At 41.7% G+C, this 22,262-nt stretch carries 18 protein-coding genes; 7 read left to right on the plus strand and 11 right to left on the minus strand.

Going from position 1 to position 22,262, the window contains the following annotated elements:
* Window positions 1-119 precede the first annotated feature (119 nt).
* The gene (locus BM378_RS04655; RefSeq protein ID WP_036972315.1) at window positions 120-782 is read left to right on the plus strand and encodes a YoaK family protein; all 663 of its coding nucleotides are present in this window, start codon (window positions 120-122) and stop codon (window positions 780-782) included.
* Between the two features lies 1 nt (window position 783).
* Here BM378_RS04655 and BM378_RS04660 read toward each other — a convergent pair whose 3' ends face one another.
* On the minus strand, window positions 784-1,692 hold the full coding sequence (locus BM378_RS04660) for an AraC family transcriptional regulator (protein WP_036972314.1): 909 nt from the start codon (window positions 1,690-1,692) through the stop codon (window positions 784-786).
* A gap of 162 nt (window positions 1,693-1,854) precedes the next feature.
* Here BM378_RS04660 and exaC point away from each other — a divergent pair, with 162 nt between their 5' ends.
* Together exaC and BM378_RS04670 are read left to right on the plus strand one after the other, a co-directional pair.
* Window positions 1,855-3,375 (plus strand): acetaldehyde dehydrogenase ExaC, encoded by a 1,521-nt coding sequence (exaC, locus tag BM378_RS04665; protein WP_074988712.1) that lies wholly within the window; start codon window positions 1,855-1,857, stop codon window positions 3,373-3,375.
* A gap of 124 nt (window positions 3,376-3,499) precedes the next feature.
* Window positions 3,500-3,985: a GNAT family N-acetyltransferase gene (locus BM378_RS04670; protein WP_074988713.1), complete on the plus strand. Its 486-nt coding sequence runs from the start codon at window positions 3,500-3,502 to the stop codon at window positions 3,983-3,985.
* A 524-nt stretch (window positions 3,986-4,509) separates the two neighbouring features.
* Here BM378_RS04670 and BM378_RS04675 read toward each other — a convergent pair.
* A complete protein-coding gene (locus BM378_RS04675; RefSeq protein WP_036972309.1) occupies window positions 4,510-4,983 on the minus strand; it encodes a tetratricopeptide repeat protein in 474 nt (157 codons plus the stop codon).
* A gap of 236 nt (window positions 4,984-5,219) precedes the next feature.
* On the opposite strand from BM378_RS04675, the gene BM378_RS04680 reads away from it, so the two are divergent.
* Together BM378_RS04680 and map are read left to right on the plus strand one after the other, a co-directional pair.
* Window positions 5,220-5,438: a ParD-like family protein gene (locus tag BM378_RS04680; protein ID WP_074988714.1), complete on the plus strand. Its 219-nt coding sequence runs from the start codon at window positions 5,220-5,222 to the stop codon at window positions 5,436-5,438.
* A complete protein-coding gene (map, locus tag BM378_RS04685) occupies window positions 5,419-6,210 on the plus strand; it encodes a type I methionyl aminopeptidase (protein WP_074988715.1) in 792 nt (263 codons plus the stop codon). The genes BM378_RS04680 and map overlap by 20 nt, the downstream gene beginning before the upstream one ends.
* On the opposite strand, the gene BM378_RS04690 is transcribed toward map, so the two are convergent.
* From BM378_RS04690 to BM378_RS04700, 3 genes are all read right to left on the minus strand, one after another.
* Window positions 6,207-6,668 (minus strand): hypothetical protein, encoded by a 462-nt coding sequence (locus tag BM378_RS04690; protein ID WP_036972305.1) that lies wholly within the window; start codon window positions 6,666-6,668, stop codon window positions 6,207-6,209. The two genes, map and BM378_RS04690, sit on opposite strands and share 4 nt — an antisense overlap.
* Window positions 6,669-6,795: 127 nt before the next feature.
* Window positions 6,796-7,965: a BamA/TamA family outer membrane protein gene (locus BM378_RS04695; RefSeq protein ID WP_227006883.1), complete on the minus strand. Its 1,170-nt coding sequence runs from the start codon at window positions 7,963-7,965 to the stop codon at window positions 6,796-6,798.
* 56 nt (window positions 7,966-8,021) lie between these two features.
* The gene (locus BM378_RS04700; RefSeq protein ID WP_074988716.1) at window positions 8,022-8,816 is read right to left on the minus strand and encodes a hypothetical protein; all 795 of its coding nucleotides are present in this window, start codon (window positions 8,814-8,816) and stop codon (window positions 8,022-8,024) included.
* A 502-nt stretch (window positions 8,817-9,318) separates the two neighbouring features.
* Here BM378_RS04700 and BM378_RS04705 point away from each other — a divergent pair.
* Window positions 9,319-10,815, plus strand: coding sequence for an arylsulfatase (locus BM378_RS04705; RefSeq protein ID WP_074988717.1), 1,497 nt, complete (start codon window positions 9,319-9,321; stop codon window positions 10,813-10,815).
* Window positions 10,816-10,870: 55 nt separating this feature from the next.
* Here the strand turns inward: BM378_RS04705 and BM378_RS04710 are convergent, their stop codons facing one another.
* The 6 genes from BM378_RS04710 to BM378_RS04735 all read right to left on the minus strand — a co-directional run bounded on the left by BM378_RS04710 (window position 10,871) and on the right by BM378_RS04735 (window position 19,582).
* Window positions 10,871-13,111 carry a tetratricopeptide repeat protein gene (locus BM378_RS04710; RefSeq protein ID WP_074988718.1) on the minus strand — a complete coding sequence of 747 codons (2,241 nt, stop codon included), beginning with the start codon at window positions 13,109-13,111 and terminating at the stop codon, window positions 10,871-10,873.
* Between the two features lie 132 nt (window positions 13,112-13,243).
* On the minus strand, window positions 13,244-15,292 hold the full coding sequence (locus tag BM378_RS04715; RefSeq protein WP_036972302.1) for an alpha/beta hydrolase family protein: 2,049 nt from the start codon (window positions 15,290-15,292) through the stop codon (window positions 13,244-13,246).
* A 73-nt stretch (window positions 15,293-15,365) separates the two neighbouring features.
* The gene (locus tag BM378_RS04720) at window positions 15,366-15,551 is read right to left on the minus strand and encodes a TonB-dependent receptor (protein ID WP_036972301.1); all 186 of its coding nucleotides are present in this window, start codon (window positions 15,549-15,551) and stop codon (window positions 15,366-15,368) included.
* 430 nt (window positions 15,552-15,981) lie between these two features.
* Window positions 15,982-17,208, minus strand: a complete 1,227-nt coding sequence (locus tag BM378_RS04725) for a threonine/serine exporter family protein (RefSeq protein ID WP_074988806.1) — start codon at window positions 17,206-17,208, stop codon at window positions 15,982-15,984.
* A 149-nt stretch (window positions 17,209-17,357) separates the two neighbouring features.
* Window positions 17,358-18,578, minus strand: coding sequence for a glycosyltransferase (locus tag BM378_RS04730; RefSeq protein ID WP_074988719.1), 1,221 nt, complete (start codon window positions 18,576-18,578; stop codon window positions 17,358-17,360).
* Window positions 18,575-19,582, minus strand: coding sequence for a LacI family DNA-binding transcriptional regulator (locus tag BM378_RS04735; protein WP_065978959.1), 1,008 nt, complete (start codon window positions 19,580-19,582; stop codon window positions 18,575-18,577). Before BM378_RS04735 ends, BM378_RS04730 begins: the two co-directional genes overlap by 4 nt.
* Window positions 19,583-19,766: 184 nt before the next feature.
* Between BM378_RS04735 and BM378_RS04740 the strand changes: the two genes are divergently transcribed.
* The gene (locus BM378_RS04740; RefSeq protein ID WP_405127526.1) at window positions 19,767-22,190 is read left to right on the plus strand and encodes a S9 family peptidase; all 2,424 of its coding nucleotides are present in this window, start codon (window positions 19,767-19,769) and stop codon (window positions 22,188-22,190) included.
* The last annotated feature ends 72 nt before the right edge of the window (window positions 22,191-22,262 follow it).

A 22,262-nucleotide genomic window follows, 5' to 3' on the forward strand; every position in this document is an offset into this window, starting at 1 on the left:
TTAATCGATTTACTTATCAGTAAATTACCATAGAAAGACCCGAAAAAAAGTGTTTTTAACGATAAAAATAAGCGTAACATACAGATTAACTGACTTTTTGTTTACGAAGGTGATGAGGTTTGATTTCAAAATTACCAAAATGGGTAGAAGTTGGTGCATTGATTCTTGCGTTAGTCGCGGGGTTTGTCAATGCGATTGGGTTGCTTAGTTTTGAACATCAGGCAGTCTCGCATTTATCGGGTACGGCGACCTTACTTGGTGTAGGTATGATTAAGGGCAGTGTATTGGGTCTTGTACATGTGCTCGGCGTGCTTGTGTCTTTTTTAGTCGGATCATGCATTGCTGGTTTTTTACTGAACAGCTCGGCATTAAAGTTAGGGCGTCATTACGACACCGCGCTATTTATTGAAGCTTTTTTATTATTGGGAGCGTTATGGTTGTTGTCAGAGGGGTCTGGCTATGGGCACTTTTTGGCTTCGGCGGCGTGTGGTTTGCAAAACGCACTAGCGACCACTTACAGTGGAGCTATTGTTCGTACGACCCATGTTACGGGAATTTTTACTGATTTAGGTATTATGTTTGGGCGCTTTTTTCGGGGGGAGCCGTTAGATAAACGAAAAGCTAAACTGTTTTTGCTGATCATCGCAGGTTTTATCATCGGCGGCTGTTTAGGGGCCTGGTTTTTTATCCAGTTTGCCTTTTTAGCTTTGCTGGTGCCGAGTACGATTTGTATTTTGTTGGCTGTGACTTACCGAGTATATTCGCACCGTATTACAGAGTAACTTAATGGCTGGCAATGCTTTTAGGTGTTGCCCCAAAGGTTTGTTTAAACAGCCTGCTAAAGTGACTAAGGTTATTAAAACCAAGTTGATAACACACACTACTAATAGACTCACCTTTTTCTAAGCGTTTATAAGCCTTTTGTAATCGCAGCTGCTGTTGCCAAAGTGCGGGAGTAGAGCCAAAGGCTAGCTTAAATTGTTGATAAAATTTACTGCGACTCATACAGGCAATTTTACACAGTACATCAATGTCGATAGTGTGCGCTAAATGTTGCTCAATATACTGGATAACATGGCTTAGTGGTGTTGCAAGCTTGCCCTGTTTGCAACTCGCAATCATTAAATCACGGCTTTGTTGTTGTAATAGTCGAGTGATAAGTTCATTCAGTGAAAGATCGATTAAGTAGTCTCTGTGCTGCTCATTTTCACTAAATAAATTGATCATGCGTTCGAGTAGTTGTTGGGTTTGAATGTTGTGCTCTGCATGGACTAACTTAGGCTCATAATGAAAAAAATCATCATGGCTAATTTGCTGCTCAACATTCAATGCATCAACCACTTGGCTAATTTTGTCGGTACTAATTTCAATAGCTAAACAGGTCGTAGGCTGATTAAGAGATGCGTTTGGAAAATCAATTAATACCCCTTGCTTTGGCGCTAGTACAAACGACTGGTGTGGTAAAAACTCTTTGTGGTAGTCACTGTCGGCAACATGCATAATTTTTTTACCGCTGATCATGCCGCAAAATAATAGTTCGCTGGAATGCAGCGCGACTTTTTGTGCATCAAGGTAGGTGTCGTAAATGCTTAATTCGGCATGCTCACCGGCAAAACTTACCTTATTTTCAATTAGTACATCAATACGTTGGCGTTTTTTATCTAAGCGACTGTTGATTAGTGATGTGTTCATTGTTACCTCGTGTTTTCCCTTAAATTTGGACAAATAGTCAAAAAATCTGGACTGGGAATCAAATGTGTTTTGTTGAACTAGGCTAACTTCACTAGTTAGCGGTTAAATAAACAATAACCTACCGCCTAAATAAAATACAACAATTTGAAGAGAGAACACATTATGATCTATGCAAATCCAGGCAGTGAAGGTGCCAAAGTTAGTTTTAAAGCGCAATATGAGAACTATATTGGAGGCCAGTGGGTCGCCCCTGTTAACGGTGAATACTTTGACAATATTAGCCCAGTAAACGGTAAGGTATTTTGTAAAGTACCTCGTTCAAGTAAAGAAGACATAGAACTTGCACTTGATAAAGCCCACGACGCAAAAGCAGCATGGGGCACAACATCGGTGACAGAGCGTAGTAATATTTTGTTAAAAATTGCGGACCGTATTGAGCAAAACCTCGAAATGCTCGCAGTGGCTGAAACGTGGGATAATGGTAAAGCTATTCGCGAAACCCTTGCTGCAGATGTTCCACTAGCGGCGGATCACTTTCGCTATTTTGCGGGGTGTGTGCGTGCTCAAGAAGGATCAATTGGTGAAATTGATGAAACCACAGTAGCGTATCATTTTCATGAGCCTTTAGGGGTTGTCGGGCAGATTATTCCATGGAACTTTCCACTATTAATGGCTGCGTGGAAACTCGCTCCAGCACTTGCGGCGGGCAACTGTGTTGTTTTAAAACCTGCCGAGCAAACACCCGCATCAATCCTTGTTTTGCTCGAAGTGATTGGTGATTTATTACCAGCAGGTGTATTAAATGTAGTGAATGGCTATGGTAAAGAAGCGGGTGAAGCGCTGGCAACCAGCACACGTATTGCGAAAATTGCTTTTACTGGATCAACGCCTGTGGGTTCACATATTTTAAAATGCGCCGCCGAGAACATTATTCCTTCGACTGTAGAGCTCGGTGGTAAATCGCCCAACATTTTCTTTAATGATGTGATGGAAAAAGATGATGCATTTTTAAGTAAAGCCATTGAAGGGGCTGTACTTGCTTACTTTAACCAAGGTGAGGTGTGTACATGCCCATCACGTTTGTTTATCCAAGAAGATATTTACGAGCAATTTATTGAACGTGTACTGGCGCGCACATTACAAATTAAACGGGGTAACCCGCTTGATACCGAGACCATGGTAGGGGCGCAAGCATCACAAGCGCAGTTTGATAAAATTTTAAGCTATATTGAAATTGGTAAAAAGGAAGGCGCCGAAGTACTTACCGGTGGTGAAGTAGAGCAGTTATCAGACGAGCTTAACGGGGGCTATTATATTCAGCCAACGCTATTAAAAGGCACCAATGATATGCGTGTATTCCAAGAGGAGATTTTTGGACCAGTGATTTCTATGTCTACTTTTAAAGATGAAGATGAAGCATTAGCGCTGGCCAATAGTTCTGAATTTGGTTTAGGAGCTGGTGTTTGGAGCCGAAATATGAACCGGGCTTATCATTTTGGCCGCAAGATTGAAGCTGGCCGTGTTTGGACAAATTGTTATCACATGTACCCGGCACATGCGGCATTTGGTGGGTATAAAAAGTCAGGGATTGGTCGCGAAACACATAAGTTAGCGCTTGACCACTACCAACAAACTAAAAATCTATTAGTAAGTTACAGTGAAAATCCACTGGGCTTCTTTTAAAAGCAATTTCTTATTGTTGTCGAAACTACCCAAACGCCACTTTAGTTAGTGGCGTTTTTTTATCTATTTGTAATGCGCTTTTTCTGCTATTAATCAATTATTAATAGCAGGGAGTAAGTTAATAATGATAAGAAATACGACAATAGATGATAGCGAAGCGATTGCTGAAATTTATAATTTTTATGTTCTTAATAGCACCGTGACCTTTGAAGTTGAGCCGGTTACTGGGGGCGAAATTGCAAAACGTATACAGGCCAGTCTTGATTCTCATTTACCATGGTTGGTTGCTGAGGTTAACGGCAAGATCATTGGCTATTGTTATTCAACACCGTGGAAAGCGCGTAAAGCATATCAACACTCCGTTGAAGTCTCGATTTATTTAGATGCGCAGTGTCAGGCACAGGGAGTGGGTACACAACTTTACACTGCACTTTTCACACATTTAAAGACGCGTAATCTGCATGCTGTTATGGCAGGTATTGCACTACCTAATGCTGCCAGTATTGCATTACACGAAAAGTTTAGTATGAAAAAGGTTGCACATTTTCAACAAGTTGGAAGGAAATTTGATGATTGGATTGATGTTGCATATTGGCAGGTTATTTTATAGCTGACATAAAAAAGCCCAGCGAACACACAAGCTAGGCTTTCGACAACAATATGGTTGAGTGACCACGTGTGCAGTCACTCACAATAAAAAAGCTTAGAGAACACACAAGCTAAGCTTTTGACAACAATATGGTTGGGTGACCACGTGTGCAGTCACCTGGAATAAAAAAGCTTAGAGAACACACAAGCTAAGCTTTTGACAACAATATGGTTGAGTCACCGCGTATGCACTGACTCGGTATAAAAAAGCTTAGAGAACACACAAGCTAAGCTTTTGACAACAATATGGTTGGGTGACCACGTGTGCAGTCACCTGGAATAAAAAAGCTTAGAGAACACACAAGCTAAGCTTTTGACAACAATATGGTTGGGTGACCACGTGTGCAGTCACCCGGAATAAAAAAGCTTAGAGAACACACAAGCTAAGCTTTCGACAACAATATGGTTGAGTCACCGCGTATGCACTGACTCGGTATAAAAAAGCCCAGAGAACACACAAACTAGGCTTTTGTGACAACAATTCGGTTAAAGAGCTAAGTTTTGCTTAGCGCGGTTTAGGTTGTGATTAACTAAATCATTACCTGAGATTTTCACCGCTTCATAAAAATCTGCTAGAGCAGCCGTGTCGTTTTTCGACATAATGCGCGCAATACCACGGTTACTTAAAGCGAATGATGTAAGTTCACGGCGCTTATAGCCGCGTACTTCGCTTTTGTTAAGAAGCTCAATTGCTTCTGTGCAAAGTGATTCTGCGTGACTGAAGTTCTTTGACTTCACGCTTGCTGCACAACGATTAAATGCAAGTTCATATTGACGATTTAAGTCAGTTGATTGTGTTGTGTTTGCTAACACAGCATCATACTGGCCTTGCATAATGGCTTGCGATGAATCTGAGTCATTGATAACCATTAATTTATAGTCACTCTGATCAGCGATTGCGAAAGCTGAACAAGTAAGTAATGAGCTAAGGGCAAGTCGTTTTAAAAGTGGTTTAAACATGGTTAGTTTCCTCGTTAATCGCAGCATCGTTTGCTGATGAGTTAACTTTAGAGTAATCCATCTAAACCGACAAACGATTAAAATAAACCTGATAGATGAATTTTTTTAACTCATAGCCTGCTTGAGTAAAAGGGCGAGCGACATGAGTGTGTTTGATTTAAAGGTGAAATAAATAACGCTTGCAATTTCATATTTTAAATATACGATCTGTATATGTTTCATATATTGGTGATGTAATGGGTATTGTTAAAATTAGTGATGAACTGCATGAAGAAATCCGTAAAGCAAGTACGGCGATGGTGCGTTCAATAAACTCGCAATCAGAGTACTGGATTAAAATAGGTATGTTAGCCGAGCTCAATCCAACCATGACCTACAGTGACATTATTAAAGAACAGTTACGGCTAGCGGATGTTGCCGTTAAGGAAGGAATCGATGAAAAAAGTGGTAATTAAAACACAGGACGAGCTGGCGCTCATGCGTGAATCGGGGCGCTTATTAGCCAAGGTGTTCGCGTATTTAGACCCTCATGTCAAAGCGGGGGTAACCACAATGCAAATTAACAACCTTGTTGAGCGCTATATTGTTGATGAATTGCAGGCAAGGCCGTCGAGCAAAGGCCAGTACGATTATCCTTATGTGCTAAATGCCTCTGTTAACGAGGTGGTATGTCATGGTTTTCCAAATGAAAAGTGCGTTTTAAAAGATGGAGATATCGTCAATATAGATATCACACTTGAAAAAAATGGCTTTTTGGCAGACTCCAGTAAAATGTACATGATTGGGGCGGTTTCACCGCTGGCAACGCGTCTGGTTAATAAAACTCAAGAGGCGCTGTGGCATGCAATCAACATGGTAAAACCAGGTGTGCGGCTTGGTGATATTGGTAACGCCATTGCAAATTTTGCTCACCAACAAGGCTATAGCGTGGTGAAAGAATACTGTGGACATGGCATAGGGCAAGAAATGCATGAAGGACCCGATGTGCTCCACTATGGTAAAAAAAATACCGGATTAGTGCTTAAAGAAGGTATGACATTCACCATCGAACCTATGATAAATCAGGGAACGGCTAAAATAAAAACCAAACCCGATGGGTGGACGGTTGTTACTCGCGATAAAAAACTTTCTGCACAGTGGGAGCATACTTTGGCGGTGACATCTGCTGGTGTGGAGGTGTTGACCTTACGTGAAGAAGAGCAACACTTTTTAAATCGCCTAAGTTAGAACGACACTTCGGGTGTTGGCTCTTCGGATAACCAATTTAAGGCAGCCGTTTTTGATTTGAATATGTTCATTGTCATTCCGGCTTTTTTATATAAGTTGCGGTACGTTTCTCGAAGCAGGTTTGCGCCTTCAAGTTCATCTGAAATCACCAACGCGGTTTTTTTTGAGGCGACACCTTTACGTTTTAGTTCTGATAAATACACCATCAGTTTTTCAAGTGCCCCCGGTGTTGCCATACATGAGTTTTCAAATTCAACCAATTCATACCAGCCTCCGTAGGTATCAATCAATTTAGTAATGTAGGCTTGTTGTATAAATGAATGCGCGTCGATAATTTCTTCGTTAAACGGTCCAGTCGCTGTTGCAAAGAGTGTGTGCTGATGTTGATAAAACTCAACTAATCCATGAGGTTTAAAGTTTTTATACGGAAAATGTTTGGTCGAGGCTGTGCTGCGCATAAATTCAATCCCTGAAACACGAATATACTGATTTATTATTAGTTTATTGATAGTAGCAGTTAATTATCCAACTTCAACCTTTGTGATTACACCATTTTAAAACGTTAGATTTAAATTTTAGGTATAACTACCATGTTGAACCCGCCTGAATATAGATAGCATTTTGTTCTGGGCCATGCGCTACATCTAAGCCAATACTGATACCATAATGCTCGTCAATTAAGTAACGAAAGCCCGCGCCTACTGTATTTACGGTGTCTGCTTTTGATAAGTCAGAAAAATTATCGGCAGCCCAGCCCATACCCGTAAATGCATTTAATTTTATTTTATGAGTGACCTTATAACTGGCTTCTGCTTCAGTGACAAATACATTAAGCCCTTGGTAACGCGTAGCCGATACACCGCGCAAACCAATACTGGGTGGAATATATACGGGTAAGCGTTTTTCGCCTCGGTTATTAACCGAATCGTATTGCATACGTAATGCAAAGTTAAACTTATCGGTATAACGCCAGTAATTAAGAGCGGTTAGTTTTAAACTGGTGTAATCGACTTTACTGCCAATCGCCTCATCGAAATATAAGTACTCGGCTTTATAGTTAAAGCCACGCTCAGGGTTAAGCGGGTTATCTCGGCTATCGTACTCTAATAAGGGGCCAATACCTGAAGTATTTACATCGAGTGAAAGGTGTTCTTTGATGATGCCATTCTCAAGCAAAAAATCTTCAATGGGGTTCTCTGCCAAGCTAATGTCCACCTGACGATAAATTTGTTTGAAGCCATAAAAAAAGTTGCTGTCTTGATACCGAAGTTTTAAATTTTGAAATAGGGCAGGGCCTTCAATATTGAGAGAAAGTGGTGTGAGTAGTTTTATTTCGTCAAAGGTGTAAAAGTCGAGGTTTATACTCGCCCAACCAATAATACCTTGGTAGCGAATACGGTCTTCATCCCAAAAGGTAATATGCCCTATAGCGGCTCCTTTGGTGCCATTTTTTGTGCCCATAAGGCCCACTAAGCTGATGCTTTGTGGCAAGGTCGACCCTTCTTTTTTCTGCTTTTTTTTCTTCTTTTCGTTATCGTGAAAAAATAGCCCAACGACACCTAATCCTGGCCCGACGGCAGGCTCTGTAATAAAAGTTGGAATAGGTAAAAAAGAAATCGGTTCATCCACTTTTTGTTGCTGATTACTTAATTGCGTTTCTGCTGGCTTTATCGCGTAGTCATCATAGCTGGAAGCAACACTATGGGTACTCACGAACCATGCAGCCGCTAAATTTATTAGTACAACGTTTCTCACTTCTTTTTTACCTCAGTTTTGTGTTTTGCTTCCTTGGCGTTCGATTATCAATGTTTTTATAGCTGGTAGTTAAACTCCAAGCGATGGTCACCGTCCATGAAATCGACATTTTCATTCCAGTTTGCAAAATACCGCAGATTCATGCGTGGATTAATTTGGTAACTTGCAGCAAATTCGTGGGTTAGGATATGACTTTGATCAAGGCCATAATAATGGTCTTTGTAGGTATCACTTCCTCCAATGGTTGTTAACCAGAAGGGGTTGTAGTTCAGCCAGATTTTGTCGGAGATAGTGACTTTCGCGTACATACCTATTAACCCATACGCTCCCATAATTGAGTAGCCACTGTCTCGAGAACCATCGTCCTCACGTGCATTTTCACCCAACGACGCACCAACCCCAGCTAATGGATAAAACGAGAAACGTCCCATAGGTTTGAGTGCCTTAATATAGCTGTAAGATATATCCATACTTTCGTCGGCAACCAAATTCGCATTCAGGTTATAGGTTGCGTCTATTTGAGTGGCACTCATGGTGGTTAAATCAACAGAAAAATTACGGAAACGAAATGAATCGATTGAGTCTGTAGTTTTGCTATCACTGTCCCAACCTAATGTATCTCCGTAGATCCCTTTTACTTCAATGACATTCATTCCTGCGGTAGTTGCAATACCGGTGTCGTATGCTTGACCTATTTTAAGGTTAAGGCCTTTATTGGTTGCACCTATACCCACCTGCGTATAAACAGCGAGTGGATCCGACATATCCTGTACTGCTTTTTCTTCAGCGGCAACCACGCTAAGTGGCACACTCAATGAGCATAAAAGAACAGAAAAGTACTGTGAGTTCATGTGTTGTCCTTACACAAAATAGAGATAAAAAATAGGTACTTTAAGTACTTATAGTCTATTTGCTCGATGAGTTCAATAATCGAGCTGATAAAGTTAGTCGGTTACAAGCGAAGCATGGGATAGATCAATTTAGGGCAATTTATTCATGTAAAGAGCGTAAAAAAACCAGTAAAAAATCCCCTCACCACACTGCCTACACCAGAGCCTTAAGTGCACGTTTAGCCGTTTATAAATTTACAAATAAGGGCTGCTAGCAGCGATATCCACTGTGCTGTCTCCTTCATTTCATACTTGATTGCTTATTTGGTTGCTGAATAGGCATTTATAAATATTTAAAAGTTAATAAAATCAACTTATTAATAAGGGCTGTGTGGGTAAAAGAAAAGTTGATTTAAATCGTGTTTGCCTAATTTAGAAACTAGAAATGGTGGCTTTTTCATCTATACTGATTGTTGATTCATCATGAGACTATGATGTTATTAACAATGAAAAAGGATGATTTATGAAAAAACTACTCGCGGCGGTTATTTGTAGCTTGGTGTCCACCGTAAGCCTTGCTGCAGATAAACCAAACGTGTTGGCCATTATGGTTGATGACGTTGCCCCAATTTCACTTAGTGCATATTCGCATGGTATGACTTACCCGACCCCAAACATCGACCGAATTGCTAATGAGGGTGCGCTTTTCACAGATCATTATGCGCAACCCAGTTGTACAGCAGGGCGAGCGGCATTTTTAATGGGTCAGTTACCAATTCGTACAGGTTTAACAACGGTAGGCCAGCCCGGTAACCCGTTAGGAATTAAAGAAGCCGATCCTACATTGGCTGAATTCTTAAAAGACCGTGGTTACATGACTGCTCAGTATGGTAAAAATCATTTAGGCGATTTGGATGAACACTTACCAACTAAGCATGGCTTTGATGAGTTTTACGGTAACTTGTATCATTTAAATGTTTCTGAAGAGCCAGAACAAGCTGATTACCCTAAAGATCCGAAGTTTATAAAACAGTTTGGGCCACGAGGGGTTATTGAGTCATATGCTAATGGTAAAATTACGGATACAGGACCACTGACGCGTAAACGAATGGAAACGTTTGATGAAGAAGTGTTAGAGCGTTCGCTCAATTTTATGGAACGCGCTGTTAAAGCTAAAAAACCATTCTTTATTTGGCATGCCACTAGCCGCATGCATGTTTATACGCACTTAAAACCAGAAAGCCGTCATTTAGCAACCGATATTAGCTCGGAAGAAGATATTTTTGGTAGTGGTTTAATGGAGCATGATGGACATGTTGGCAAACTGCTGGACAAACTGGATGAGCTAAAAATTGCAGATAACACCATTGTTATTTACACCAGTGACAATGGTCCAGAGCAATCAAGCTGGCCTGATGCAGGCACAACCTCGTTCCGTGGTGAAAAAATGACAACCTGGGAAGGGGGTGTTCGCGTCCCATTTTTGGTTCGTTGGCCTAACAAAATTCCGAAAGGCTTAAAGCTCAACGGTATTTCATCACATGAAGATGTTTTTCCGACTATTGCCGCTGCGCTCGGTGAGAAGAACTTACGTGAGAAACTGAAAAAATCAGATAAAGTTTATATCGACGGTGAAAATAACCTTGATTACTGGACTGGTAAGGCTGATAAATCTGCGCGTAACTTTTTCTTTTATTACTATGAGTCGCAGTTAACTGCTGTTCGTTTTGGCCCTTGGAAAATGCACTTTGCAACGAAGCCAAAGGGGATTTACTACGATGATATGATCACTCACAGTATGCCCAAACTATTTAACTTACGTAAAGACCCTTTAGAGCATTACGACGGGGTAACGGGTTTTCACCAAATCATGCGTAAGAGTTGGTTATTGCAACCTATTATTGCCAAGTTAAATGAGCATGTAAAAACGTTTGTTGAGTTCCCGCCTCGCCAAGAAGCAGCCTCACTGAATGTAAACGAAGCAATAGAAAAAGCGAAGTCATTAAATTATGGCCACTAAAGCCAAACAGAGTCTGTAATAAATAGGGCCTTTTTAGGCCCTTTTTATGGCGTGTTTATTTACCAATACTGTTCATCATTTCTAGTTGTTGAATAAACTGTTGAACTTGCTGATTGCCCGGTACAAGGCGCGCTAAGTTTCGTGCATAGAAGAGTGCTTGAGCGTAGTTTTCTTCACCAGCATACCACTGGGCTAAACTGTAACTGATGTCTGGGTTATTTGGTGCGAGTGTGAATGCATGTTCAAGGGCTGAAATGGCATGTGGCATGTCACCCAAGTCTTGCAACAACAACGCATAAGTAAAAGAGTAATTGGCATTGTTTTTTGCAAAATTAGCGGCATTTTTTAAGTGACCTAACGCAGCCTCTTTTTGCTTGGTGCGAATTAAGCTCATTGCCAATGCATAATGCAAATCGGCACTTTCATTATTTACAGCTAAGCCTTGTTTCAAGGTTTTCTGGGCGGCCTCCTCATCTCCTTGATTTCGATATAAGTCGGCTAAGTTAACATAGGCAGGTGCAAAAATTGGCTCAATGCTGATTGCTTGCAGATAATGTGCTTTGGCTTCCTCTGGTTTTTGTAGAGTAAGGGCGAGATTACCTAAGTTGGTATGTGCGTACCCGCGCTCAGCTTGATACAGCTGGGTTTGTTTATATTCATTAAGGGCTTTATTCAGGCGCTCAGAGTCTGGTTCATTCAATCCACTTGGAAAAGCCTCCATTAGCATAGGCGCTAAGGCGCGGGCTGCTTCTGCTCTTATGGGAAGGTGCGTGTCATCAAGCAGTGGATTGAGCATTCGCCAGCGTTGGTTGATGTCAAAAGGCATTGCCGCTTCAATAGCTGCTTGGCGTTTCAGCGGCTCAGGATCTTTTACTGATCGCGCAATCGCAACTACGGCATTGTTATCGGGGCTGCTTGATAAACGGCTCAGTGCCGATGCGCGAATAATGTCAGGAAATGATTTGTCTTGCACAATTTTTGTCAGCATGGCTGATGCATTGGGTAACCCATTATCAGCGACATGGAACGCCTGTGAAAAGTGCTCTTTGCCTAAATGTGCCGAATTTGGGTGCCAGTTTCGTATCTGCTTTTCTGCCCACTGAGGTGTTTTATCTTCATGGCAGCTATTACAGGCATTGGGTGCATTGGTTTTAAGAGTTAGGTCTGGACGAGGTACGCGAAAACTATGATCGCGTCTGGCATCAACTTGCATGTACGTAGTAGCGGGCATATGACAATCAACACATTGGCTACCTTCACTTTCGAGTTTATGACCGTGGTGCTCGGGTGTGTCGAAATCGACTTGGCTGTGACACTGTGTACAGGTTTGGTTGCCGGGTAGTTTTAGCTTTCCTGAATGCGGGTTATGGCAATTACTACAGGTTACGCCTGCATTAAACATTTTACTTTGTAAGAATGAGCCCCACACATAATTTTCATCCCACACTTGGCCATCAACATGATAGAGCTCAGGCGTAAGCAGCGATCCGCGAAAATCCTGTAAAAAGCTATGGGGATCACTTCGGTCGTTAAGTTGCGAACGACGAGCATGACACGTTGCACAGACTTGAACTTGGTCGCTTTTTACGAGAGGTTGCACGCTTTTCATGCTGCCGTCTTTTTGGGTAGTGAACAACGGCGTTTGCGTATTTATATTGTTAGCAAAGCCTTTATCTGTTCTTTTTTTATCACCATTTGCCCATTTTAAGTGTTCAGTTGTATCGCCATGGCACGCTTTACAGCTGACGTTGATAGCGCTGTAGGTTGAATTAAAGCGGTTGGTGTTAAGATCGAATTGCTTTTTAAATTCAGTTGAATGGCAATCGGCACACATGTGATTCCAGTTTTGTCCTTTTTGTGACCAGTGAAATAAATCATGTTGTTTTTGCTCAGGATGAAGCACAAACCAGCGCTGCCCGCCGTTTTCCTTACTACGAGAATCCCACGCAAACGGAAAAAGCTGAATGTGGCCTCCTCCCATATCAAACATATATTGCTGCAGTGGCTCGTAACCAAATGTATATAAAACGGGATAGTCAGTCAGTGTGCCGTTAAGGTTTGGCATAGCAATAAATAGCTGTTGGTCGCGTGTATAAAAGCGTGCTTTTTGATCTTGGTATTCAAGTGTTTGATCATCAAAGTTGCCAAGCACTGTGGCCGGTGTGGCTTTTTCCATTGCATGAAAATGGTGTGATGTTTGCCAATCCTCGACCTGACTTTGATGACAATTAATACACGCAGGTTCTGCGAACACTTTCACAGCAACGAGACTGATAAAAATCCAGATTAGGCGCATCACTGAACAATTCCTTTTTATTTTTTTAGTAAACCTATTAATGAGTTATATCAGTTTGAGCTGCATAATCAAAGTACAGTATTAAATTAAAAACGCCCTGCTTTTTAAGGACAGGGCGTATAGGGAAGTGCTTTATTCTGCTGCTTGTTTACGTGCTTTTAATTTTGCAGCATGGTCAATTTCAAATTCAGGCATGTCTTTATTACCCTTCATTAAATAGTTATCCATCCAGCGCATTAATCGTAAGCTGTAATCGTATTGAGCAGCCACTTTTCGGTTGCCGTGGCCTTCGCCTGGGTAATACACCAAACGCACATCTTTACCTTGTACTTTCATGTAGCGATATAGCTCCATTGATTGAGCAGGGTGTACGCGAGGATCATCTTTACCGTGCATAATAAGTAGCGGTGTTTTAGATTGACCAGCCCAATATATTGGGCTGCGCTCTAAGTACCACTGCCATTTATCCCACGGGTAAGAACGCGCGTGAACAAGGTTCATTTCATTCGAAATATCAGTTGTACCAAACTTAGAGAGTTGATTTGAAACACCCACAAACATGACGCTGGCAGCAAAGTGCTCGGTGAGCTTAGTTGCAGCCCATGCAGAGGCATAACCACCGTAAGAGCCACCGGTAATACCCACACGTTTGCTATCAACTAACCCCATTTCAACTAAATGGTTTTTAAAGTCGACAAGGTCATCAAACTCTTTACCTGCATAGTCGTTTTGGCCAAGCTTAGAGTAGTCAACCCCTTTACCTGTTGAACCGCGGTAGTTTGGATAAAACACTGCATAGCCGCGTGCTGCACCCATTTGCCCTGGGCGAGAGTAATTGGTTAACCAGCCATTTTTGTCATGACTTTCAGGCCCACCATGCACCGACATAATGAGTGGGTAACGGGTTCCTTCTTGGTAATCTAGTGGGTAAATTAGTACCCCTTCAATGTCTACACCGTCGCGCGCTTTTAGCGAGATAGTCTCTTGCTTCGCAAAGCGTTTATCGCTTAACCAGCTGTTTGAATCGGTTAAGCGGGTGGCTTTATTACCGCGAATAATAAAGACTTCGTTCGGGTGCTGCGCCGTATTAGCGCGAACAGCAAGTGTTTTGTCTGAGTCAGATACGCTTAGGTTTGTGGCAATAAATTTGCCTTCTTTGATAATCTTTTTGTACTTATTGCTACCAGTTTTAATACTCGCAATAAAGCTTTCAGTGCCCACATTGGCTATAAAATTAAGTGTATTGCGTTTATGAGACCACTCAAAGTCAACAACATGCCCCATAAAGTTTGGCAGCCATTCAGTGATTTCGGCTGTATCAGTGTCGGCTATAAATAAGCGACCTGTGGCTGGGTCGTGTTTGTCTTCGGCCCCTAAAATAGCAATATATTTACCATCGGCAGACAGCTCAGCATCGCCTAGCTTGCCTTCTGTTTTAAAAGACAGAGTGACTTCATTGCTTGCAATATCATACAAGTGCCACATTGATTTAGTGTATTTATCATCAATAAGCGCTGTTGGTTGGGTTTTAACAAGTAGTTTTTGACCATTTGCAGACCAATTCATATCACTGACGTAGTCATTTACATTCAGTGCTGTAGGCTTTAATGGGGTGTTAGAGTTCGCTAAATCGACAATAAACAGCGCTTTATTATCCAGACCTAACTCATAAACTTCAGCCATAAAACCAAGTTTTTTTAGTTCTTTTTCAGACTTGTCTTTTGCTGGTAATGCCAAAATAGCCACATGTTGGTTATTTGGGCCTAATTTATAGCTTGAAATAGATGTGCCTTTTAACGACAACACTTTTTGCGCTTGGCCACCATCAACAGGGATTTGGTACAGTGAAGTGTATTCGTCATCATTCAATTTAGCTAAAAAGTACACCGTTTTGCTGTCGTTAGACCATTGAATGCTTTTGATATTGACCTTACCTGTAATGTAAGGACGTTCAACGCCTTTGTCGTCAACAATGAAAAGCTCACTGTAATTGTGGCCATTTTTATCTTTATATAATGTGCGCGGGACCGAGCGTGTAAAGGCAACATTATCGCCATCTGGGCTGACACTGGTTTGAACGACAGATTGAATCAATGGGATATCATCAATCGTGATAGTATCGTTGGCTACAGCAAATGTGCTAGACAAACCAACGGCTAAGGCTAAAACTGACTTTAGCATAGTGTTTTCCTTCGCTTGTTTTATTATTGTCACCGATTATAGCAATATGAAACAGGATTAGTAACGAATGCGGTTAATGACTATACCGAATGCCTAAATAGAAGCGACGACCATTTTTGTATATGCCTGTTGGAGCATACTGATTGCGCTCATAGGTATAGGTTGTTTCATTGGTGAGATTGATAGCATCAAAAATAATATCAAACTGTGTTGTCAGCTTAATAGTTAAGTTACCATCGAGTTGCCCAAAATTGTCCATTCTCTTGAATTCGAACTTATGTTTTATTATTTAGTTTTAAGTGCTTAGTTGCATACACAGAGCACTTAACGGGTGTCAAACTAACGCAACGTATAGCGTGTTAGTATTAATGAGTTAAATTTACTTATTGTTTTTTAGATAATTAAATAGCGGACATTCACAACTTTCAGATGAAAAAGTGGGCAAATTTAAAAACGATTCGATACTGATTAAAAGAAGCTGAGAATAAACACGAAGAAGGAAATTTTAAATTGTCGCGGGGCACCTAGGTATTTTGTTTGTATCAGTTATGCAGTAACCTCGTTTTTAATGCGAAGCTTTAATCCATGGCGAACTTGGTTTCCTTTAGAAGGGGGGGGGTCTTGACTTTACACGCTTGCTTACGACTGCCGATAACCAAAAAGCCCGAGTAAACTCGGGCTTATATAAATTACAAACTCTTTTTCGGTGGCAGCGCAACGTTGGCGAAAATTAAACCCGCTACTAACGACATAAAAATCAAGAATGTTTGCTGACCTATGTGCTCGGCGTACACAAAATCTTGACCTTCAATCAGCGAGTTTAGGCCAATGTAGGTCTTGCTCCCCGGGACTAACACGATTAATCCTTGCATGGCGACGATAGAAGCAGGTGCATTCGCAACACGGTTAAACAGGTTACTAAAAATACCAACCGATAATGCCCCTACAAATGTACCCAAGGTGTAGTCAAGATACATTGCTGAGCCAATGCTTGTACCATATGCAATAAAACCTGATGCAATTGACCATAGCGCATGTTTAAGCTTGGTTCTAAATATCACGATTAAGCTGCTACATAACATGAAAATAGCCAGCCATGCGGTCCACTTGGGTAATGGTTCTGGTTGCACAAAATCGGCTTGTCCGAAAATCGCAAACCCGATACCAATACCAATAAAAGCACCAAAATAGAGTTTAAACAGCAACATAAAGGAATCCATGACTCTGGCTGTTCCCGACACCAAATGCCTCGCTGCAAGTTCGGCAAAGCCTAACGCTAAAGCAAGCCCCGGTATAAACACAATAATGGCAGAGAGAACAACTAACCGAATATTAATTTCGGCATCGAGGTACACACTCACTGCACACGCTAAAATAGCGGAAACAATGGCCACTAATGGTTCAAGCATATGAGCAACGCGCTTAGAACGTGTTGACCAAAGAACAAATAAATACACCACTAAAGTCAGCAGTGCAGACCAAAATACATCATTCCAACTGGTGCCCATTAGCATTGCAAATGCACCACCTGATGTTGCAAACGCAACGCCAGTGGTAAATTTGTTGTAAGGGTTTGGCATGGTGTAAATAATGTCGAGCTGTTTATCAACCTCTTGCAAGGTTAAATCGCCATTGAGCATTTTATTTACCAGATCATCGGTATCAGCAAGCGAGCCTAAGTCATGATCACCCGGATCAACGCGTGCAACATGGGTGTACTCTTCTTCGTGGCCATCTGTCCAGATCACAAACGTCACTGAAGTAGGCGACATGACGAAGGAGGATTTTAGGCCAAGATATGTTGCGACTTCCATTAAGTGCGCTTCAAGTCGATATGCTGGTGTGCCATATTTATGGAGCATTTTACCCAGCTTAACGATAAATTTTCGTTTTTCAGTAAACGTTGCGTTTTTCAAAGGCGTTTTGAACCAAAGGTTAAATTGTTCAGTTAAGGATAGACCAAATTTCAATAAGATATAGTCTGCAAAGCAGACTATAAAGCTTAAATTTACCAGCGCGATTTTAGCGACAAACGCTACTATGTCTAGTGTTATTTAGGGGTAATTTACTTATTTTTTGCTTCAATCCATTGCGCCATATATTGTGTTGAACGCATTGTGTGATGTTTCAGCATTTGCCCTGTGAAATTGTTGTGTCTATGGCTTATCAGTGACTCACTGACGTGTTCAATTTTAGCCATTAATTGCGCTTCAAGTTTTGATTTATCATAATATTTTTGCAATAACTGTTTGCCATATTGCTGAGCTTGAATAAACGCAGATTCATCTTTGTAAAGTGCTACGGCGGCGTCGGCAAATTGCTCTGCATTTTCGCAAACTGTACCTGGCCACGGCTCGTTTAGGTGCATGCCTTCACTGCCAATTGGGGTGGTGACACTCGGCGTTTGCATGATCATCGCTTCCAGTAACTTACCTTTAATACCGGCACCAAAGCGCAGTGGCGATAAGCATACGCGAGCATCTTCCATCACTTTATAGGCATCATCTGCCCAGCCTTTTATTAAAAATCCTGTTTTAGGGTTATTAAGTGCCGTTGCTTTAGGCGGTGGGTAAGAGCCATAAATATGTAATTCGGCGTCAGGTAACTGCTTGCGGATCAACGGCCAGATTTGTTGTAAGTAAAGGACTGCATCCCAATTTGGGGCATGGCGAAAGTTACCAATCGTCATAAAATGCTGGCGCTCATTAAAGGGTTTTGTGTTGGTCGGAAGCGCTTTTAAGTCGACTAAAAATGGCAAGTGATGCAATAACGCACTATCAACGTTGAATACATCGTTTAGTAATTGCATTTCATAGTGCGAGATGATCAAACTAATATCTGAGCGCAAAATAGCGGCTATTTCACGTTTGGCAATATCACTGTGTAAGTCTGCAAAGCTGAATGCACGTCCTGCTTTATGTGCCTCGTGGCGAGCGTTTCTTAAGCATTGCAAGTCTTCTGTGTCGAGGATTTTTAAAGCATTGGGACAGTATTTATCTACACGCCAACCAAATTGCTCTTCCATCATGAAGCGATCAAACATCACGATATCGGGATTATAAGCTTGTACATACTGATCAAAGCTGGCGCAGTTTAGGGCAATGACTTGGCTGGTTATGCCTTCGTTTGCAAGGTCAATCATGTGCTCTGTTTTTTGCGCTGGGCTGGCAAACTCGACCTGCCAGTTTTGTGCTCGAAAGGCGCGCAATAGCGACATCATGTGGGTGCCGGCGGCAGAGGAGTTTGGCTCTGGCCATACATAGCCGATCACTAACACTTTTTTCATTGACTTGAGTCTCGTATTTGTAAATTGACATCCACCAAAGTGCGGACAGGTGGTGTCGATTGATTAAGAAGTTCTTTTAAAACTTGGCAAGTGCGCTTACCAATTTCATCGGCATTTATTGCAATGGTTGAGAGCGATGGTAGCATTAATCGCGAATCTTCAAGATCATCAAAGCCAACAACTTTAATGTCTTTGCCCGGTTCTAATCCATGTTGGCGCATTGCTTCAATGGCACCATAAGCAATCACATCGTTAAAGCAAATAATCGCTTTGATATGCGGGGATTTTTTGATCAAACTGTTGAAGGCTTCGCGGCCACCTTGACGATTTGTTTGTGCCTGAATAACACGTTTGTCTTCGCTTATATTAAATTGTTTAAGCGCCGATAAAAAACCACTCAGTCGCTCATGGTAGTCTGATATTTCATCTACACCACCTAAAAAAGCAATTTCTTCAATACCTTGCGACAGGATATGGCTGGTAGCAATATGAGTGCCTTTTTTGTTGTCGGGTAAAACGCACGGAGCTGCCGAAAAGGGAACCTCACGCATTATATTAATTACAGGAAAGCCGCTATTAATCAGGTCATCTTGCCAGCTTTGTTCGGTGCCAGGGGCCGGGCACATAATAAAAGCAGACACATTGTATTCTTTTAGAGTTTTTACAACTTGCTTTTGTCTTTCTACACATTCGGCAATATTTACCAACATAGGCAACATCCCTAAATCGTAAATATGCTTCTCCAAGCCTACTGCTAGTTGCGCTGAGTAGGGGTTGGTTAGGTCATTAATTACCAGTGCGACAAGATTCGAGCGCTTACTTCGAAGTGCTGCGGCGTCTCGGTTATATACATAACCAAGCTTATCGATGGCAGTCAGCACTTTTTCTTTACTTTTATTACTGACTTTATCACTGTTAGTGAGAACCAAAGACACGGTAGATTTTGATACTTGCGCTTCTTTGGCTACGTCCCAAATAGTGACTTTGCCCGTTAATTTTTTCATTTTTGTCTAGCGAAAAGTAGCGAATATAGTGTGCTTATATTAGCGTAATTTAGTGATTTAAGTCACTGATTAGCTGCCAAAAGAGTCGAAACTCTTTATAAAATGTCTTAAACTATTTTCTTAGTCGGAAATAAAAACGAAAAAAGGAACTAACATGAAAGCATTAAAATTGCTTTTTACGCTGATGATTGGCGTGTCAGTTTGTACTTCAAGTTTTGCCAATGAAGGGTATCAAACACCTTCACCTGCCTTGGCTTCGGTTGTTGATGCTAAATTAGCCCCCAGTAGTTATTTATCAAATGATGCCGAGTGGTTGGCATTATTTGATAGAAAACGTATTGATACCCTGCAAGATCTTGCGAAAGAAGAACTAAAACTCGCCGGAATTAAACTCAATCCTGCCAATTTTTCGCGCTCACGTGAGCGCGCTATATTTACGTCTCTGGTGCTAAAGCATGTTGAAACAGGGAGTGAAATTACGGTATCGGGTTTACCCAATGGTTTAATTCGCTCGCCCAGTTGGTCAAGTGATAGTCAATACTTAGCCTTTGTAATTGAACAAAAAAATAGTGCCAATTTATGGGTTTATAACGTCAGTACAAAACAAGCAAGGCAACTCAGTGATACGCCGTTAAACTCAGTATTAACGCGTACTCCTTACATGTGGTTACCCGATAGCAGTGCTATCGTTGCAAATGCGGCTGTTAATTTAGGTAAAACTCGTTTAACCAATGACAGCACGGCTGTCGTGCCGGTAATTCAACAAAGTACAGGTGAAAAAGCACCTGCGCGCACTTATCAAAATTTATTAAGCAGCCCCTTCGATGAAGCGCAGTTTAAGTTTTTTGGCCAAAGTCAGCTTACTTATATTCCATTGAGCGGCCAAGCGCAGCCAATTGGTCAAGCTGGGTTAATTAAGTCGTTTTCAGTATCGCCCGATTCAACCAATATTTTGGTGGGTATGATCGATGAGCCTTTTTCGTACCAAGTTCCATACCAACGCTTTGCTGCTACATGGCAAATTTGGGGAATGCGCGGTTACACCTTGGCTGAGCTGGCAAAACAGCCGCTAGCCGACAATATTCCCCAAGGTTACGACAGCGTTCGTACTGGCCGTCGAGATTTTCAGTGGCGTTCAGACCAAGGTGCCGAAGTCATGTGGGCAGAAGCACAAGACGGTGGCGATATGAAAACAGATGTAGCGCACCATGACTACCTTTATAGTCTGCGCGCTCCGTTTAAACGTGAACCTAAGCTATTTGCTAAAGTAGAGCGTCGCTTCGACTCAATAGAGTGGGGCAGTAACAATGTTGCCTTATTATCTGAATGGCGTTTTAGCGACAGACAAATACGCACATTTGTTATACAACCTCGAAATGCCGATAAAAATCGCGTGCTCTTTTCTGAGCGCAGTTACAATGATGCTTATAAAGATCCGGGTTACCCAATCTACGAGAAAAACGACTTAGGTGAAAGTGTCATCAAAGTGGTTGGCGGTCGTTATATTTATTTCCGTGGTAATGGGGCGTCTGAGCAAGGAAATATCCCATTCTTAGACCGTTACGATGTAAAAACAAACTCAACAACCCGTGTTTGGCAATCAGCTGCACCTTATTACGAGCGTGTGCGTGCGATGTTAGACGATGAAGGCGAGCGTTTGATCACCATACGTGAATCAAAAACGGAGCAACCAAATTTCTTTATTCGTGATTTAGATAACGACAAACTCACTCAATTAACTACGTTTGAGCATCCTTACCCTGAATTTAAAGGCGTAACTAAAGAGCTTATTCGTTATAAAAGAGAGGATGGTGTTGAACTGAGTGGCACACTTTACTTGCCGCCGGGCTATGACAAAACCCAAGGAACGTTACCTGTACTGATGTGGGCTTACCCGCTTGAATACAAAGATAAAGCGGTGGCATCGCAAGTGCGCGAATCACCGTATGAGTTTACTTACATTGGGTATTGGGGGCCTATGCCGTACCTTGCAAAAGGGATTGCGGTATTTGATGACCCTAAAATGCCAATCGTAGGTGTCGATGGTAAAGAGCCGAATGACCTTTTCCGTACTCAGCTCGTATCGAGTGCGCAAGCCGCTGTTGATGTATTGGTTGAAAAAGGCATTGCCGATAAAGACAAAATAGCGATTGCTGGTCACTCGTATGGTGCTTTTATGGTGGCTAATTTACTAGCACACAGCGACTTATTTAAAACGGGTATTGCCCGCAGTGGTGCTTACAATCGCACATTAACGCCATTTGGTTTTCAAGGTGAAGAACGTGATTTTTGGCAAGCTCAAGATGTGTATGCCGCAATGTCGCCATTTTTCCATGCTGAGAAAATCAATGAACCTATGTTGATGATACACGGCCAAGAAGATCCAAATTCAGGCACGTTTCCAATGCAAAGCGAGCGCATGTACGCCGCATTAAAAGGCCTTGGCAAAGAGGCTCGTTTAGTTATGTTGCCTTATGAGGCGCACGGCTACCGTGCCCGTAAGAGCTTATTGCATGTGCTTTGGGAGCAAGAGCAATGGTTAGATAAATACTTATTAAGTGATGAAAAGCAAGTAGAGCCTGTTGCTGCTGAAGGTGTCACTCAGTAATTAGCAAAATACGTATATTAAGAATCCCCGCCTTTTAGCGGGGATTTTTTTGAGCGGCTAAAGCTGAAGTTA

This window comes from Pseudoalteromonas lipolytica, assembly GCF_900116435.1.
GTDB lineage: Bacteria > Pseudomonadota > Gammaproteobacteria > Enterobacterales > Alteromonadaceae > Pseudoalteromonas > Pseudoalteromonas lipolytica.